15 protein-coding genes are annotated in these 15,627 nt (G+C 65.4%); 2 read left to right on the top strand and 13 right to left on the bottom strand.

The window, feature by feature from the left end; all coding sequences use genetic code 11:
* Positions 1-261 precede the first annotated feature (261 nt).
* Positions 262-639, top strand: a complete 378-nt coding sequence (locus EP28_RS13950) for a hypothetical protein (protein ID WP_155118397.1) — start codon at positions 262-264, stop codon at positions 637-639.
* A gap of 168 nt (positions 640-807) precedes the next feature.
* A complete protein-coding gene (locus EP28_RS13945; RefSeq protein ID WP_155118396.1) occupies positions 808-1,383 on the top strand; it encodes a hypothetical protein in 576 nt (191 codons plus the stop codon).
* Between the two features lie 883 nt (positions 1,384-2,266).
* Here EP28_RS13945 and EP28_RS01160 read toward each other — a convergent pair.
* From EP28_RS01160 to EP28_RS01100, 13 genes are all read right to left on the bottom strand, one after another.
* Entirely contained in the window at positions 2,267-3,151 is an 885-nt protein-coding gene (locus EP28_RS01160) for a tyrosine-type recombinase/integrase (RefSeq protein WP_321163578.1), read from the bottom strand.
* Positions 3,152-3,356: 205 nt separating this feature from the next.
* Positions 3,357-5,132, bottom strand: a complete 1,776-nt coding sequence (locus EP28_RS01155; protein WP_049982178.1) for a Na(+)/H(+) antiporter subunit D — start codon at positions 5,130-5,132, stop codon at positions 3,357-3,359.
* On the bottom strand, positions 5,129-7,348 hold the full coding sequence (locus EP28_RS01150) for a cation:proton antiporter (RefSeq protein ID WP_049982177.1): 2,220 nt from the start codon (positions 7,346-7,348) through the stop codon (positions 5,129-5,131). Before EP28_RS01150 ends, EP28_RS01155 begins: the two co-directional genes overlap by 4 nt.
* Positions 7,345-8,958: a proton-conducting transporter transmembrane domain-containing protein gene (locus EP28_RS01145; RefSeq protein WP_049982176.1), complete on the bottom strand. Its 1,614-nt coding sequence runs from the start codon at positions 8,956-8,958 to the stop codon at positions 7,345-7,347. The genes EP28_RS01150 and EP28_RS01145 overlap by 4 nt, the downstream gene beginning before the upstream one ends.
* Complete coding sequence (locus EP28_RS01140; RefSeq protein ID WP_049982175.1) at positions 8,951-9,451, bottom strand: cation:proton antiporter subunit C; 501 nt, start codon at positions 9,449-9,451, stop codon at positions 8,951-8,953. Before EP28_RS01140 ends, EP28_RS01145 begins: the two co-directional genes overlap by 8 nt.
* On the bottom strand, positions 9,448-10,167 hold the full coding sequence (locus EP28_RS01135; RefSeq protein WP_049982174.1) for an MnhB domain-containing protein: 720 nt from the start codon (positions 10,165-10,167) through the stop codon (positions 9,448-9,450). Before EP28_RS01135 ends, EP28_RS01140 begins: the two co-directional genes overlap by 4 nt.
* Positions 10,164-10,742, bottom strand: coding sequence for a DUF4040 domain-containing protein (locus tag EP28_RS01130; RefSeq protein WP_049982173.1), 579 nt, complete (start codon positions 10,740-10,742; stop codon positions 10,164-10,166). The genes EP28_RS01135 and EP28_RS01130 overlap by 4 nt, the downstream gene beginning before the upstream one ends.
* Complete coding sequence (gene mnhG / locus EP28_RS01125) at positions 10,739-11,065, bottom strand: monovalent cation/H(+) antiporter subunit G (RefSeq protein ID WP_049982794.1); 327 nt, start codon at positions 11,063-11,065, stop codon at positions 10,739-10,741. The genes EP28_RS01130 and mnhG overlap by 4 nt, the downstream gene beginning before the upstream one ends.
* Positions 11,065-11,370 (bottom strand): cation:proton antiporter, encoded by a 306-nt coding sequence (locus EP28_RS01120; protein ID WP_049982172.1) that lies wholly within the window; start codon positions 11,368-11,370, stop codon positions 11,065-11,067. The genes mnhG and EP28_RS01120 overlap by 1 nt, the downstream gene beginning before the upstream one ends.
* A complete protein-coding gene (locus EP28_RS01115; RefSeq protein WP_155118395.1) occupies positions 11,367-12,680 on the bottom strand; it encodes a monovalent cation/H+ antiporter subunit E in 1,314 nt (437 codons plus the stop codon). The genes EP28_RS01120 and EP28_RS01115 overlap by 4 nt, the downstream gene beginning before the upstream one ends.
* A gap of 254 nt (positions 12,681-12,934) precedes the next feature.
* Positions 12,935-14,104, bottom strand: coding sequence for a bifunctional phosphopantothenoylcysteine decarboxylase/phosphopantothenate--cysteine ligase CoaBC (coaBC, locus tag EP28_RS01110; RefSeq protein WP_049982793.1), 1,170 nt, complete (start codon positions 14,102-14,104; stop codon positions 12,935-12,937).
* Positions 14,105-14,219: 115 nt separating this feature from the next.
* Positions 14,220-14,756: a hypothetical protein gene (locus tag EP28_RS01105; protein ID WP_196219581.1), complete on the bottom strand. Its 537-nt coding sequence runs from the start codon at positions 14,754-14,756 to the stop codon at positions 14,220-14,222.
* Between the two features lie 52 nt (positions 14,757-14,808).
* A complete protein-coding gene (locus EP28_RS01100) occupies positions 14,809-15,405 on the bottom strand; it encodes a beta-class carbonic anhydrase (RefSeq protein WP_049982792.1) in 597 nt (198 codons plus the stop codon).
* Positions 15,406-15,627: the final 222 nt, after the last annotated feature.

Here is a 15,627-nt window from a genome sequence, read left to right as displayed (position 1 = left end):
CGAAAACGGAAACCCTGACCAAATCCATAGGCTTCATGCTCTGAATGAGCGAGTCCCAGCGGACGCTGATTTCGTTTCACCAGTCTACCTGCTGACTGACAAACAAGTCAAGAAACATGACGATCTGCTCACCGAAGGCACCGATTCGGTGTTCGGGACTACAACAGCATAGCCACGAAGATTCAGACCGAGTGCGAAGACGACAGTTGCGTTCGGTATCCGCTCCTTGTCGAATCAGACGCCGAGGTAGACCACTACGAAATGCGGGCCGGACTCAAACAGTATATCCGCGAAGTGCTTGAGATAGACCCGAACAAGGGCAAGTGGTTCTTCACAGGTGGAACTTCGCTTCACGTCTATCTTCCCTATTACGTAGATAATGAAGACGCTCTCACACGGTTGCGACGTGAGACGAAGCAGTATAACGAGAACGCCACGGTGACAGTTGATCCCTCGAACTTCCAGAAGAAGAGTCTTGTCCGACTACCCGGAGCCGAACATCATGATACGGGTATCAGGAAAACCAGTATCTCTTCCACTTCATCCGACGAAGGACTACAGAAGCGAATCGCGAAATTGGTTGGTGGTGTTGGCTCTAAAGAGAGAGGGGAAATCAGTTATTATGTGGGAACCCCCTAGATAGTCCGATACAGCCTCTCTGAAAAATTAGGATTTATAAAAGAAATTCCGACACCACTCATTGAACAACAGGGCAAGCCCTTCGGCAAAGGGAACCTCGAATTGTGGAAGCGGTACAACCGACACCCATTCTGTCCTTACGCGAACGCGGGAAGCCAGCGTCGAAGCGTGGCGGTCGCACAGGTGAAGGGTACACCGTTCTGTCGGAAGACAACCGTCAACGGTAGAGAAGAGTGGCGTACCTATATCTCGACGCACATTTACGGAGCGGTCAGTGCTGACGGCGAGTACACTGTATGGCGAGAGAAAGCGCCGGTACAACTGTCGAAGCAGGACTACGAGAAGTGGAACTATGAACAGGGAGATACCCTCGTTCTCCTTGGCGGTCAAAGCACCAGTTCGCGGATTATCGAACTCGACAGCCCAACTGAACGCGAGGTAATTGTCGGTTCTCTGCTGAGCGATTCCAAGTGGTTCAACGAAGGAATAGACGGGCGAAAGGAAGCACTCGATTGGCTTCGGCACTACGGCTATGAAGTTGGTTCAGCGGGGAAGAACGGCCCAAGACGAGAGTACAGTACGAACAATCCACACCCTGAACCAAGCGGCGCATATCGACTACAGCAACGGGCCGAACGAAACGACGTGGAAGCCTTGGGCCACCATGAACGGCTGGACGTGGCGAACAGACTACTCCGAACTCGCGGGTGGGACGGTGCGGACGAATGGTTTCAGGAACAGTAGGGGGAACGGTACAGCCAAGCGACTACCCACAAATTCCTTCGGAGTGTCGCGGAGAAATACGACGATCTCCCTTCGCCCCGGTAGGGAGACGAGGCGGGTAGGTCGATTTGTTCAAAATCAACCGATTGGCTTTCACGGTATCCTCGTCTCGAAACCCACCCGTCGAGCAGGAGAAAACCGATTGCTAAACCGCTCTGACGCCGTCTAAAACACAGAGAGAAGCCTTTAGAGTCCCTCTACAGGATTTTGGACGGGGAGACTGGCCCAGTCCCAGTACCCCTACAGACCCACGTCGTCGCTACAGGTGAGAGAGCGCTTTCGCGCCTTCCTCTAAGGGGGTAGGGGGTGGGAGACTGGGGATCAGGGGACGGTCGTCGGGGAGAGCTGGGCCAGAGACGGGGGTAGGATTGGGAGTATCCCAAGGGTCGCCAAGTGGGGGGGTCGGGGGTTCAATGAACTTGTCTGTAACCGCGAACCCCCCTCACCCCTCTCGGCCTCTCTCTGAATGTCCGATTTTCGGGGTAGAATTAGCCAGAATCATTCGCCCCGTGTATAAGTATTTTTAAGTAAAGGTCAAATCAGTAGAGTCTCTCTGTGAGCGTCTTTGCTGGTCACAAATCTCCTATGAGTTTCGCCTGTGCGATTGCTAAATTCCTCTCTTGCTCGTCTTCGGGGATTTTCACGTCCGGGTTCTCTTCTCTCAAAGTGGCATAGTGAGTGCGCAAAGAGGGAATCCATTTCGGCGGCTGGTTTTACACCTCTTCCAAGTATCCACGACGTTGTTCGACTTTCAATTCCTCGTCACGGCGGTCATAGTGGGCCTCAAGCACTTCGCGGGACACGTTCATTCTGTCAGACACCACGTCTACTGGCACATCCTCGGTCAAGTGGTGAGTAATCGCACCACGTCGCCATGCGTGGGGACTCCGAGAGGATGGGCAGACTGACGGGGTTTTTCTGGTGGATTCAATGCCTGACAGGTATCCATGTCTCGACCGTGCGGGCAATGACCACCGTTGTACTGGCAAGGGTGCGTCCACCGATAGCAGGTTTCCCGAATAGTCGATTTCGAGACACGCCCGAATTGGGTGGTGAGTAGTGGTTTCCGCCCTCTTTCATCGGTCACATCGTCGCGGCTGTGGTCTATGTAGTCGTTCAGGACTTGACAAACGTCCGAGTTCAGGGCAATTAGCCTCTCACCCTTCTGTTTGTTTTTCAGCGGGGTCTCGGGTCTGTGCTTCGCTCGGAGCCACTGGTTCTCTCGGTCGTAGTCGCGTAGATCAAATGACCTGACAGTCCCCGAACGCGCCCCGCAACGCCACAGTAGAGTCAAGAGCGCGTGCTGAAGGGACGCATACTGGAACCGCGCGAGGTGGTCGAGTATGTCCGTCGCGGCGTCAGGGTCAAGCAATATGTCACGCTCTCGGTCGCCTTCGTTCAGCGAGGGCGAGAGAACCTTATTATGAAGGTCTTGTTCAACGCCGTCGATAGACTCGCACCATTTCACGAACGCTCTCAAAGCGTCAAGTTGGCCCTTGAGCGAAACGCTGTTCAGGTCTTGGGCGCGGTACTGCTTGAACCGGAGAAGGTCGCGTCCTGAAAGCCGGTTCAGGTTCTCTACGTCTTCGCTCTCGCACCACTCTACGAACTTTTCGAGTTTGTATCGGTAGGAGTCGATAGTCGCGTCGGCTAACTCGTTCTGTCGGTCACGAAGGTAGAGGCGAATCGCCTCGTCCGGCGCAATGGATTCGAGCGTAGTTTCGGGCATTGGTGAATGTATCCAGAAGCCCGAGAGAGGGCGCGAGCGACCCGAGGCGCGATGAGCCGGTCGTAATCGAAGCCGACCGGCACGATGTGGGTCTGCATACACGAGGGGAGGGACCGCGGTTGAATAAAGACCTGTTTCCGGCATTCGCATAACGACAGTGGGAACGCGCCGTCGACCCGCCGTCGGGGGCGACGTACCGTCCCGCTCAGCTCAACACGAACACGAACAGCACGACACCGGCCGCGACGGTCAAGAAGAGGACGCTCCGGCCGATTCCGGTACGGATCTCGGCGTCGACGCCGGCCCGCCCGAGCGCCTCTCGCGGGTGCATCGCGGTCCATTCGATCACGCCGACAGCCCCCATCACCGCGCGGTCGACGGCGGCCCACAGCTCCGTGACGCCCCAGATCGACGCGCGCCCGAGGTAGAACATCGCCGGGTACGTCACCGCGTCGACGTCGGGCATGCGGTGTGCGAGCCAGCCGAGCGGCCGCTTCAGCGCGAAGAAGCCGACGAAGCCGGCGACGAGAAGCGCCGCGCTCTCGGTGAGGTGGCTCGTGCTATAGGGGTGGAGTTCCGGCGCAACCTCGGCCGTGAACGGCATCAGCTCGACGAGGAAGCCGTAGGTAAGCGGCGTGCCGAAGAAGATACACGCGCCGCCGGCAAGGACCATTCCCGCGGTCTGGAACGGCGTCGCGTCCTTCGGCTTCAGCGTCGCCGAGCCGTGGAAGAACACGTAGTAGCCGAGTTTGATGAACGACATGAACGTCCCCACGCCGCCGAGGATGAGAAGCCACCAGAGCAGCCCCTCGCCGAACAGCAGTTCGACGTTGTGCACCTCGTGCGCCGAGTCGATCACCATCCCCTTCGAGATGAAGCCGTTGAACCCGGGCACGGCCGTAATCGAGGCCGCACCGACGAGGTACACGAGGAACGTGACCGGCATCTCGCGCCAGAGTCCGCCCATGTCGCGGATGTCCTCGACGCCCGTCCGGTAGATCACGACGCCGACGGCCATGAACAGCAGGCTCTTGTAGAGGACGTTGTTGAACAGGTGCGCGAACCCGCCGGTGACGGCGAACTCGCCGACGTACGTCGCGAGCCCGAAGCCGGCGAGCATGTAGCCGAGCTGGGCCTGTATGTGATACGACAGCAGGCGACGCGGATCGTACTGAAGCAGCGCGAAGAACGCTCCGTACACCGCCATGATCCCGCCGAGGTACGCGAGCCACATCCCGCCCTCGGGGAACGCGCGGTACATCACGTACGCCGCGGTCTTCGTCGTGAACACGGAGAGGAACACCGACGCGGCCACATGCGGTCGCGGGTAGGTGTCCGGCAGCCAGGTGTGCAAGAAGACGAACCCGCAGTTGATCCCGATGCCGATCGCCGCGAGCAGGGTCGCGGCCGGGTGGATCCCGGTCGTCGCAGAGAACAGGAACGTCCCCGCGTTGGCGAAGTGAACGACGACCGCGCCGAGCAGGAACGTCCCGCCGATGCCGTGGAACAGCGCGTAGCGGTAGCCCGCGCGCACCGCCGCGCCGCCGTACTGCCACACCAAGAGCGTCGAGGTGACGGCCATCAGCTCCCAGAAGAAGATGAGAGTGAGCCAGTCGCCGGCGTAGATCGTCCCCACGGTCGAGGAGACGTAGATCAGCGCGAACGCGGTCACCCACGTCGGTGCCTCCGTGCCGTACGCGTACAGCACCGCCGCCGTCGCGAGAAAGCCGACGACGACGCCCATCAGCAGCGAGAACTGGTCGACGTTGAAAAAGACCACGTCGAAACCGAACAGCTGCGTCGCGAGGTGCGCGCCGGTGCCGCCGTCGCCGAGCAACACGGCCTGCCCGAACGTGAACGCCGTCGCCAGCGCGGCCGCGGCGTGGCCCGCGCGACGCGGGAGCGCGAGCACCGCGAGCGCCGCGACCGCGAGCACGACGTACGGCGGAATCGAAGTGAGGAGTCCGCCAGCGGCGGTCATGGCCGCATCACCTCCTCGGGAAGCCGCGTGTCAACGATGAGTTCGATCAGATCCAGAAAGCCCATCTCGTAGGGGATCACGCCGAGCAGGACCGCGAGACACATCGCCGTGAGTATGGGTCCGAGCATGAACCACGTCGACTCGCGGCCGAGGAGGGCCGCGACGCCGTCGATGCGCTCCCAACCGCCCGGCGGCGGCCCGCCGTGGTGGCCGTGGTCTGTTTCGTGGTCGTCGTGGCCGCTTTCGTGGTCGTCGTGACCGCTTTCGTGGTCGTCGTGACCGCTTTCGTGGTCGTCGTGGCCGCTTTCGTGGTCGTCGTGGCCGTGGTCAGTTTCGTAGTCGTCGTGACCGTCGTCGGACTCGTCGACGGAGCCCTCGGCCGACTCGGCGTCTCCACTCCGTCCCACGCCGAACGGCACGTCGACGTCCGAGGGGCGTGAGTCGACCGCGTAATCGCCCGTGTCGACGCGCTCGGCGGGTTCGGAGAAGTCGCGTTCACTCGTGTCGAAGTCCGGCCGGACGACGCCCTCCTCATCTGTCGGGAGGTCGTCCATCTCTGCGTCGGGGATGTCGGAGTCGTCGGGAACGCCGGCGTCGTGGTCGCCTTCTGACGCCTCGTCGTCGCTTCCCGCGCGCTCGACGACCTCGTCAACCTCGTCAGCGCCGGCACCGTCGCCGGCGTCGTCACCGCCGTCGGGGTCGTCCGCGTCCTCGTCTTCCGGGGTGCCGCCATCGGTGGCCGCGTCGTCCGCTGCGCGACCACCATCGGTGGCCGGAAGCGTCGACCGCGACTCTCCGCCCATCCGGAAGTCGACCAGCGGCTTCGCATCGTGGGCGTCCTCGGCCTCGAAGAAGGCGGTGTAGATCACCGGCCAGAAGTAGGCGATGTTCAACACGCCGGAGAGCAGAAGCGCCCCGACGAGGTAGTAGGCGATCGGCGTCAGCTCCATCCCCATCCGGATTCCCCCGATCAACATGTAGTACTTGCTGACGAACCCGGCGAGAAGCGGGATCCCCGCCATCCCGAGCGAGGCGACGGTAAACGCCCCCATCGTCAGAGGCATCCGCTTGCCTATCCCCGCCATCTCCGAGATGTAGTCCGTGTGCGTCGACACGTGGATGTTTCCCGCACAGAAGAACAGGGTGAGCTTCATGAACGCGTGCGCCGGGATGTGCAGCAGCGCGCCGACGAGCCCGTACCACCCGAACAGGCCGAGCCCGAGGATGATGTAGCTCAGCTGACTCACCGTCGAGTACGCGAGCCGCTGTTTGAGGTGGTCCTTGCGCAGGGCGATGAAACTGGCCGCGGTCAGCGTGATCGCACCGATGGTCGAGAGCACGAGCCCCGCGGAGAAGCCGAGCGGGAGAGAGAGGTCGAAGACGAGCTCGGGGCCGAACACGTCGAGGACGACGCGCGAGACGCCGAACGCCCCGGACTTGACGACCGCGACCGCGTGGAGAAGTCCGGAGACTGGCGTCGGCGCGACCATCGCCTCGGGCAGCCACTGGTGGAGCGGCATGATGCCGGCCTTCACGCCGAATCCGATGGCGAGGAGGAAGAAGGCGAGCATCGCCAACCCGGGGTCGGCTGTCGCGAGCTCCTCGATGCCGCCGGCGGTGAAGGTGACGTTACCGGCGATCAGGTAGACCAGAGCGGTGCCGGCGAGCACGAACACGCCGCCGCCGAACATCGTGTACGCGAGGTACTTCCGGCCAGCCGAGCGGGCCTCGGCGGTCTCGTCGTGCGCGACGAGCGGGTACGTCGCGATAGACAACAGCTCGTAGAACACGAAGATCGTCACGAGGTTGCCCGCAAACGCGATCCCCATCGTCGCCGACAGCGACACGGCGAACGCGGCGAAGTATCGCGTCTGGTTCGTCTCGTCGTTGCCGCGCATGTAGCCGATGCTGTAAAACGAGGTGATGATCCACAGCCCGCTGGCGAGGAACGCGAACAACATTCCGAGCGCGTCGGCGCGTAAGACGAACTCGATTCCACCGGGTAAGAAGGCCCCGAGCGACCACTCGAAGACCGCGCCGTCGAGGACGGCCGGCAGCATCGAGGCGACGATGCCGAACTTCGCGAGCGCGGCCGCGATCGTCCACCCCTCGCGGACGTTCGGCGAGCGGTACGACGCGACGATGAAGAACGCCGCGACGAACGAGACGAGGACAGCCAGTAGGGGTCGTAGATCCCCAATTGGGACGTCAGTCATGCGAACACCTCCGTGAGGAACGGGTCGAACCACTCCGCGAGGCCGAACCCGGCGAAGCCGAGCGCGACCGCCACGAGCGCCGCGACGACGAGCGCCGCGAGCGACGCGGGTGGCACTCGATCGGGCACGCCCGGCACCGTCGGCGCGCCGTCGACCGGCGAGACTCGCCGCGGCCCCGCGCGGTCGTGTGCGTCGTCGTCACCGCTAGCTGCGGTCTCGTCACCGCTGGTCCCGCCGTCGGCGACGACCGGTTCGCCGTGGTCGCCGGGCAGCCCGACACCGGCGAAGTAGAACCGCTCTAACAGCCGTGCGACGTACGACAGCGTGAACAGCGTGCTGACGAAAATCACGGCCGCGATGCCAATTCCGGCCGCGCCGCCGCCGGCGAGACTCGACTCGACCGCGCCGACGCTGATGTACCACTTGCCGAGGAACCCCACCGACGGCGGGATCCCGACGAGCGCGAGCGCGAGAACCGCGATCGACCCGGCGGTAAAGGGTGCCGCCCGAGCGACGCTCGCCAGCTCCTCCAGTCGGCGAGCCCCGTAGCCGTACGCGAGCAGGCCGACGCCGAGGAACAGCCCGAACTTGAGCAGGCCGTGCCCGACGAGGTGGACGGCCGCGCCGAGCAGCGCGGTCTCGTTGGCGAGCGCGATCGCGGCCACGATCATGCCGAACTGCGCCACCGACGAGTACGCGAACATCCGCTTGAGGTCGGACTGCATCGCCGCCAGCACCGACCCGGCGAGGATCGACGCGCCTGACACGACAAGCATCGTCGCCGTGATCGCGTCGCTCGCCGCGAGGAACTCGACGGTGAAGACGGTGTAGCTCACGCGGAGCAGCGCGTACGCGCTCGCCGTCGAGACGAGCGCCGCCACGATCGTCGTGACCGCGTCCGGCGCGCGCTGGTAGGCGTCCGGCTGCCACGCGTGGATCGGGAACACCGCGATCTTCAGCCCGAGGCCGGCGACGATGAGCGCGTAGCTCGCGCGGACGAGCGGATCGCCGTACCCGACCTGTGCGAGCTGCGCCTGCATGTCGAGCATGTTCAGCGTCCCCGTCGCGAGGAACGCGTAGCCGACGCCGAGTAAGTACAACGAGGCACCGACGGTCCCGACGACGAGGTACTTGAGCGAGGCGTACGCGCTCGCGCCCGAGCGGTCGGCCGCGATGAGCGCGTACGTCGAGATCCCGACGATCTCAAGGAAGACGAACAGGTTGAACAGGTCGCCCGTGAGCGTCATCCCCGTCAGCCCGCCGACGAGAAGCAGATACCCGCTGTAAAATGAGTTCCCGCGGGGGCCGACGACCCGCACGAACGCGAGCGTCGCGAGCGAGACGGCGGCGACCAGCGCGAGCACCGCGGCCGACAGCGGGTCGGCGACCAGTTCGATGCCGATCGGTGGCGAGTAGCCCCCGAGCGCGTGTGACAGCCGGTCGCCCCGAGCGACGCCCGCGACGATCGCGGCGGCGATTCCCGCGAGTGCCGTCGTCGCGGCCGCAGCGACCGGCCAGCCGGCGTCGTCGTACCGGAGCCCGAGAGCGATAGGCAGGGTCGCCGCCACGAGCGGCACCGCGATGGCGACGGGAAGGAGCACGTCAGTCATCCGACTCACCTCCGAGTCCGTTCGGTACGTCCGACCGCCCCTCTCCGAGGTCCGCTCTCTCGGGGATGGACCCCTCGTCGCGGAGCAGTTCGCGGAGGACGTCGGTACGGAGCGTTCCGTACTCGTCGTAGATCCGAATACAGAGCGCGAGCCCGACCGCGGTGAGGCTCACGCCGACGACGATGGCGGTCAACACGAGCACATGCGGGAGCGGACTGACGTACGTGCCCGTCTCCGCGCCTCCGGACGGGACAATGGGAATCGCGCCGCCGTCGACGTACCCCGAGGTGATGAAAAGCAGGAAGATGGCGGTCTGGAACAGGTTCAGTCCGACGATCTTCTTCACGAGATTTGGGTTCGCTATCATCATGTAGAGTCCGATACACAGGAGTAGCGCGAACGCGACGTACGCGTGTCTGGTCGTCAGTATCTCGACCGGTCCGGTCGCCGCCGCGGCGGCGGGGGCGACCGAAGCGAGTCCGACGGTCGTCATGCGTCACCTCCGTGTTCGCGTCCGCCGTCTGCGACCGCCGCCGGCGACGCGGAGTCTCCGCCAGCGTCGCCGTCGCCGGACCCGCTATCCGGGGCGTCCGATTCGGCGGGGTCGTCCGGCTCGAACCCGTCGCCTCCGAGAGCGAAGCCGTTGGCGAGCAGGAAGAACAGCCCCATCAACACGCCGGCGACGAGCGGAGCGATCCCAACTATCTCGACGGCCTCTAACCCGTACTTGGTCGGGATCGGAAGCAGGTCGTACTGGAGGAACGCGCCGCCGAGCGCGACGGGAACGAGGCCGATGCCGGCGAACGCGAGCGCGCCGCCGACCGCGAGCGCGACGACGACGGTGTTCGCGAGCCACGCCCGGGTCGATTCGATGCCGAACGCGAAGGCGATCATGAACACGACCGCGGCCATGATCGCCCCGCCCTGGAACCCGCCGCCCGGCGAGCCGCCGCCGTGGAAGGTGACGAACAGCCCGTAGGTGAACGCGAACGGGGCGACGACCTTCACCGTCGGCATGATGACCTGACTCTCCGTGTACGGCGTTCCCTGTCGCTGGTCCGAGTCGAGCCGGCCGGACCGGTCGACGGCGCGGTGCGGCGGGAGATCGTCGTCGCGGGTGTCTGTATCATCGTGCCGATCCGCGTCGGTCCCGTCGGTCCGGCCCGCGTCGCCTCCGTCGGCGTCGTCGCCACAGTCGACGTCGCTCATGCGAACACCTCTCGGCGGAGGACGATCAGTGCAGCGATCCCGCCGGCGAAGACGACGATCGCCTCGCCGAAGGTGTCGAACCCACGGAACGCCGCCAGCACGCCCATCACCGTGTTCTCGACGTGGACCTGCGCGTACGTCTCTGCGAGGTACCACTGGGTCACGTCCGGGTTCGACCACACGGGCGCGTCCGGCGAGCCGATCGCCGGAATCGCGTCCATCGTGAGCAACAGCCCGGCGAACAGGAACGCGGCCGCGCCGGCTGCGGGGTAGTTCATCGACTCGAAGGCCGCCTCGTGGTCGATCCGCGTCGTCTTCGCGAGCGTCAGCAACAACAGCACGGTCGTCACGCCGGCGGAGATCGCGGCCTCCGTCAGCGCCACGTCCGGGGCGCGATAGAACACGTATAGCGCCGCCATACCGAGGCTGTACGCGCCGAAGATGATGACGGCGGCGAGCACGTCGCGCGCGAACGCGGTCGCCAGCGCCGTGAGAACGACGAACGCGAGAAGGCTCGCCTCGATGGCCGTGACCTGCGCGACGACGGGAGCCACACTGCTGAGTGCGCCCGTCATCGGCGCTCGTCCCCCTCGGTCCACGGCACGATCCCCTCCTCGAAGGCGGCTCGGGCGATCCCGTGGGCCGCCGTCGGGTTCGTCACAAAGATGAAGAACAACAGGAGCACGCTCTTGAACCCCGCGCCCTCCCAGCCGACCGTGAGCGCGACGGCCGCGAGCCCGAACCCCGCGCCGAGGGTGTCGGCCTGCGAGGCGGTGTGCGCCCGCGAGTACACGTCCGGCAGGCGGAGCACGCCCGTCATCGAGACGAAGGTGAAAAACAGCCCGATCAGGAGGAAGACGACGATCAGCCCCACGCGGACGGTCTCTATCGCGTCGATCACAGGACACCACCCCGCTCGACCGTGAACTTCGAGATGGCGATCGCCATCAGGAAGTTCAACAGCGCGTACACCAAGGCGACGTCGAGGAACGTTGGCTCGTCCAGCGCCGCGGCCAACAGGCCGAGGATCACGACCGTGTTCGTCCCGAGGACGTTCACCGCCAGCACGCGGTCCTGCATCGTCGGTCCCTTGACTGCCCGGTAGAGCATCCCGATCGCGAGTACGGCGAAGCCGGCCGCCGCGTACAAGAGCACGTCGCCGACGGTGTAACCGGCGACGATCGTCGCGTCGACGAGCGTCATCGGTCGGACACCTCCGCGCCGTCCGTCTCAGACGTCGGGTCGTCTCCCGTCGATGTCGGGTCGTCGACGGTCGGTGTGAGTTCGTCTTCCGTCGCCACCGACTCGTCGACCGTCGTCGCCGACGTGTCACTCGCCGTCTCGCCGCCGTCGGTCGCGGCGATCGGGAGGGACTCGGTCGCGTCCGGACCCTGCAAGATTGCGCAGTCCTCGCGCTCTCGGGGCGTCGGGAGGCGGGCGGACGACCGGCCGTAGTAGACAAACCGGGTCCAGCGCTCCAGCGAGCCGTCGAAGAGGCCCTCCCGTGCCCACGGGATGAGCGAGTGGACGTACAGGTCGCTGTCGCGAGCGCGGACGGTAAGGGTCCCCGGCGTCAGCGTGATCGAGTTCGCGAGCGTCATCAGCGGGAGCCCGCTCCCGACTATCACGCGCATCCGGTTCATCGTCGGCTCGATCGGGAGTCGGGGATCCAGTATCACCCGCGCGACGACGAGGTTCGCCATGACGATCTCGTACAGAAGGACGGGAACGTAGATCGCGCCGCGGACCAGCCGCAGCGGCGTTCGCGGCAGCGCGGGGTCCGCGTCGAAGCTGATCCGCGACAGGGTGATCGAGACGATCGCCGCGCTCGCGACGCCCGTCACCCAGTCGAACCAGTACAGTGGGTCACCGAGCACGAAATAAAACGCCAGCGAGAGTCCGAACATCGCGGCGAATCGAACGCCCGTCGCCTCGCTTCTGAGCCGCTCGCGTCGCGTCGGCCGGGTCACCGGAGCGGTCTCGACTGCCAGCTCCGTGTTCGACAGCGCGAACTCGAGCGGCTGGAGCAGCGTCGTGTTGCCGACGGGCGTGTATTCGGGGTCTAACATGACGGTGTCGCCGCCGTTCTCCTCGGCGTACTCGGCTAACACGCGAACGTAGTCGTCCGGTCCGAAGAGGTAGTCTTCGGCGCCGATGATATCGACCGCGATGGTGACGTCCGTCTCGGCGGCGTCCGAGTCCGCGAGGTCGGCCTCCGCCCACGCCAACACGCGTTCGAGGATCCGTTCGGCCTCGGCCGTCCGCTCCTCGCTCTCCGGGTCGCCGTCGCGCCACGAGGCGATCTCGACGAAGTGCACCGCGGAGAACTCACCGGCTGCGGCGCACTCGATCACGTGTGCGACCGTCGCGCGAAGGGTCGGAGTCCGTTCGACGGGCACGACGACCGTCCTCCGTCGACCGCCCTCGCGTGACGGGCCGGACCCGGTCCCAGCGGGATCCCCCGCCGCTGCGTCGGGAGCGGCCGCGTCCGACTCGTCACTGGCGTCAGTCACCCACCACACCTCCGCCGGATCGGGGGATGACGGTCTCTGTGTGCATCGGTATCTCTACTCGGGTACTTTTCCTACCGCCTCAAAACAGTTTGTATCCCAGCGGATATGCACACCCCTGAAACGACACGGCCGCGCTGTGACTCCCGAGCGACGTGATTCCTGTCGCTCTCGGATTCGATCCCGGGCGGTTCTGACACGATAGTTCTGGCCCCGCCCCAGTCCCGTCGACTGTCGACGGTCAGTTCCGGCGGTGGTCAGTCCCGCCGATCGAGATGTGCTGCGAGTCGGTCCGCGATCCGCCCCGCGACAGCGTCTTTCGATCCCGTGACTTCCTCCGGGTCCGCTCCGCCCTCGGCGACGAGAAGGACACGCGTCTCGTCGTCGCCCATCACGCTCGCGTCATTGGCGACGACGAACGCCAGTCCGACGCGGTCGCGGATCCGCTCCGCCTCCGCTATCATCGCCGCGTCGTCGCCGGACGTCTCGGCTTTGAACCCGACGATTGGGAGGTCCGGGTACGCCTCTCGAACCGAGTCGATCAGCTTCGGCGTCGGCTCTAAATCGACCGACAGCGGCGACCCAGATCGGATCTTCTCGTCGACCGCGTCGGCGGTGAAATCGGAGATGGCGGCCGCGGAGATAAGGGCGTCCGCGGTCGCCGCGGTCTGTCGGCACGCTCGCATCATCTCGTCTGCGGTCTCGACGCGGACCACGTCTGCGTACGGCACGTCCGGGCCGTCCTGAACCAGCGTCACGCGAGCGCCGCGGACGGACAGCGCGCGAGCGACCGCGCGACCGGTCTTCCCCGAGGCCCGGTTCGTCAGGATCCGGATCGGGTCGATGCGCTCTTTGGTCGCGCCCGCGGTGACGACGACGTGCGTGCCGGCGAGCGTCTGCGTCGTCGTCGCGCGAGCGACCGCGGTGACGATCGCCGACTCGGCGGCGATCTTCGCTTTCCCCTCCTCTATCCGCGGGTCGACGAGAGAGACTCCCCACGACTCCAGCCGGTCGAGCGCGTCGAGCACGCCGGGATGGTCGTACATCGGCTCGTGCATCGCCGGGGCCAACACGACTGGCATGTCCGCGCCGAGAGCGGTCGTCGCACAGGTGGTCACGGGCGTGTCGTCGATCGCGGCCGCGACCTTCCCCGCGGTGTTCGCGGTCGTCGGCGCGAGAAGCAGCACGTCGGCCCAGCCGTCGCGACCGCAGAGTTCGACGTGTTCCACGTCGCCTGTGATCTCGGTGACGACGGGTTCGTCCGTCGCGAAGTCGACCGCCCACGGATGGACGATGTTCGTCGCCGCCGGCGACATGACCGCGCGGACGCTCGCGCCCTGCCGGCGGAGTTCGTGTGCGAGTTCGACGACTTTCACGGCCGCGATGCTCCCCGAGACGCCGAGCGCGACGTTGACGCCCGCGAGCATCGACGGAGACCCCTCGGACATTGCCCGTTGGTTTCGCCCGCGGTGGCTTATAAGGTGGCGTTGCGCCGACGATCCGGACACGGAGGCCTAATCGAACCGCGTGCCGACGGCCGAGTCAGGCGGAGTCGTCGGTCGACCCGCTCGTCGAGTCGTCCGTCGAGTTGTTCGCCGGCTCCTCGGTCTCCGCCTGCTGCGGCTCGGGGAACTCTTCGGCCGCGAGCAGCGCGCTCACAGACTCGGCGTCCAACACGCGCAGGACCGCCCCGGGATCGCCGGAGACGAGCACCGCGCCCGCCTGCGCGTTCGTCTGCGTGACGGTCAGTTCGTCGGTGTCGCTCGCGTACGACTCGACCGTCGAAACGGCCTCGGTGAGGAGGTCGAGTTGCGTCTCGCGAATCTCGGCTTGCGCCTCCGTGCGGGTGAGGTTCCCGTCTTGGAACCGCTGTTGGATGTCGGCCTGTGCGGCCTGGAGGTCCGCCTGAATGTCGAGGGCGACGGTCGCGCTCGCGTCGTCCGCGGTCCCGCCGTCGCCGTCAGAGTCCCCGGTCTGCGTCGGCCCGTCGTCGGATTCGAGCGAGCTACAGCCGGCGAGCGAGAGCGCCGATCCGGTCGCCGCGGCGGCCAACACGCGTCGTCGTGGAGTCTCGACCATGACTCCGCTCGCGGTCCGGTACACTTGTCGCTTCCGTCCCGAACGAGGCGTCCTACGGCCGTCGTTCGCTGATCTCGGCTGCGATCCGGTCACCGGGCTCGCGGAGTTCGCCGGACTCCACCTCGTACACGTACCCCGAGACGGTGACGGAGTCGGGAATGAGTTCGGACTGTCGCAGGTACTCGACCTGTGCCGCGCAGGCCTCGTCGATGTCGTCGGTCATCTTCACCCAGTCGATGACGTCGGCGTCGCCGATGTTCAACGCGGGAAGCGACGGGTCGAGGTCGACGTCGCGCAGGTCGCCCGCCTGCGCTTCGAGCCCGTCTCGGACGGCCGCGTCCGGGGCGCTCATCATCCCGCAGTCGGTGTGGTTGATCACGATTATCTCGTCCGTATCGAAGAAGTTCGTCGTCAGCGCCGCCGATCGGATGACGTCGTCGGTGACTTTCCCGCCGGCGTTCCGGTATATCTGTGCGTCGCCTAATTCGAGTCCGAGGACCTCCGCCACCGGTATCCGTTCGTCCATGCAGGCGACGACGAGAAGGCTCTCGTCCGTCGGGATGTCTTCGCGGCGGCGGCGAGCCCAGTCGGCGCGCTCGGCCACCGCCTCGTCGACACGGTCGTGGTGATGATCGTTCGTGTCTGTCATCACCACCCCTACCGGCCGCGCCGACACGACGGTTCGGATAGGGTACGACTCCGCCGATATCCGTGACGGCGTGCGACCGAATCGATCCGGCGCCTCAGTCGCTAACGGAGCAGTTTCCTGTGTGTGCGTCTGGGAATCACGCCCAATCGGCGTCGTCGAAACCCGACGGTACGTGGGGTACCGCGATGTGGAGCCTCTGTGACGCATCCGCTCGCGCGGCGG

The organism is Halorubrum sp. BV1 (genome assembly GCF_000746205.1).
Taxonomy (GTDB): domain Archaea; phylum Halobacteriota; class Halobacteria; order Halobacteriales; family Haloferacaceae; genus Halorubrum.
Note: the sequence above shows the minus strand (reverse complement) of the source record. Positions and strands in the feature narration are given on the sequence as shown.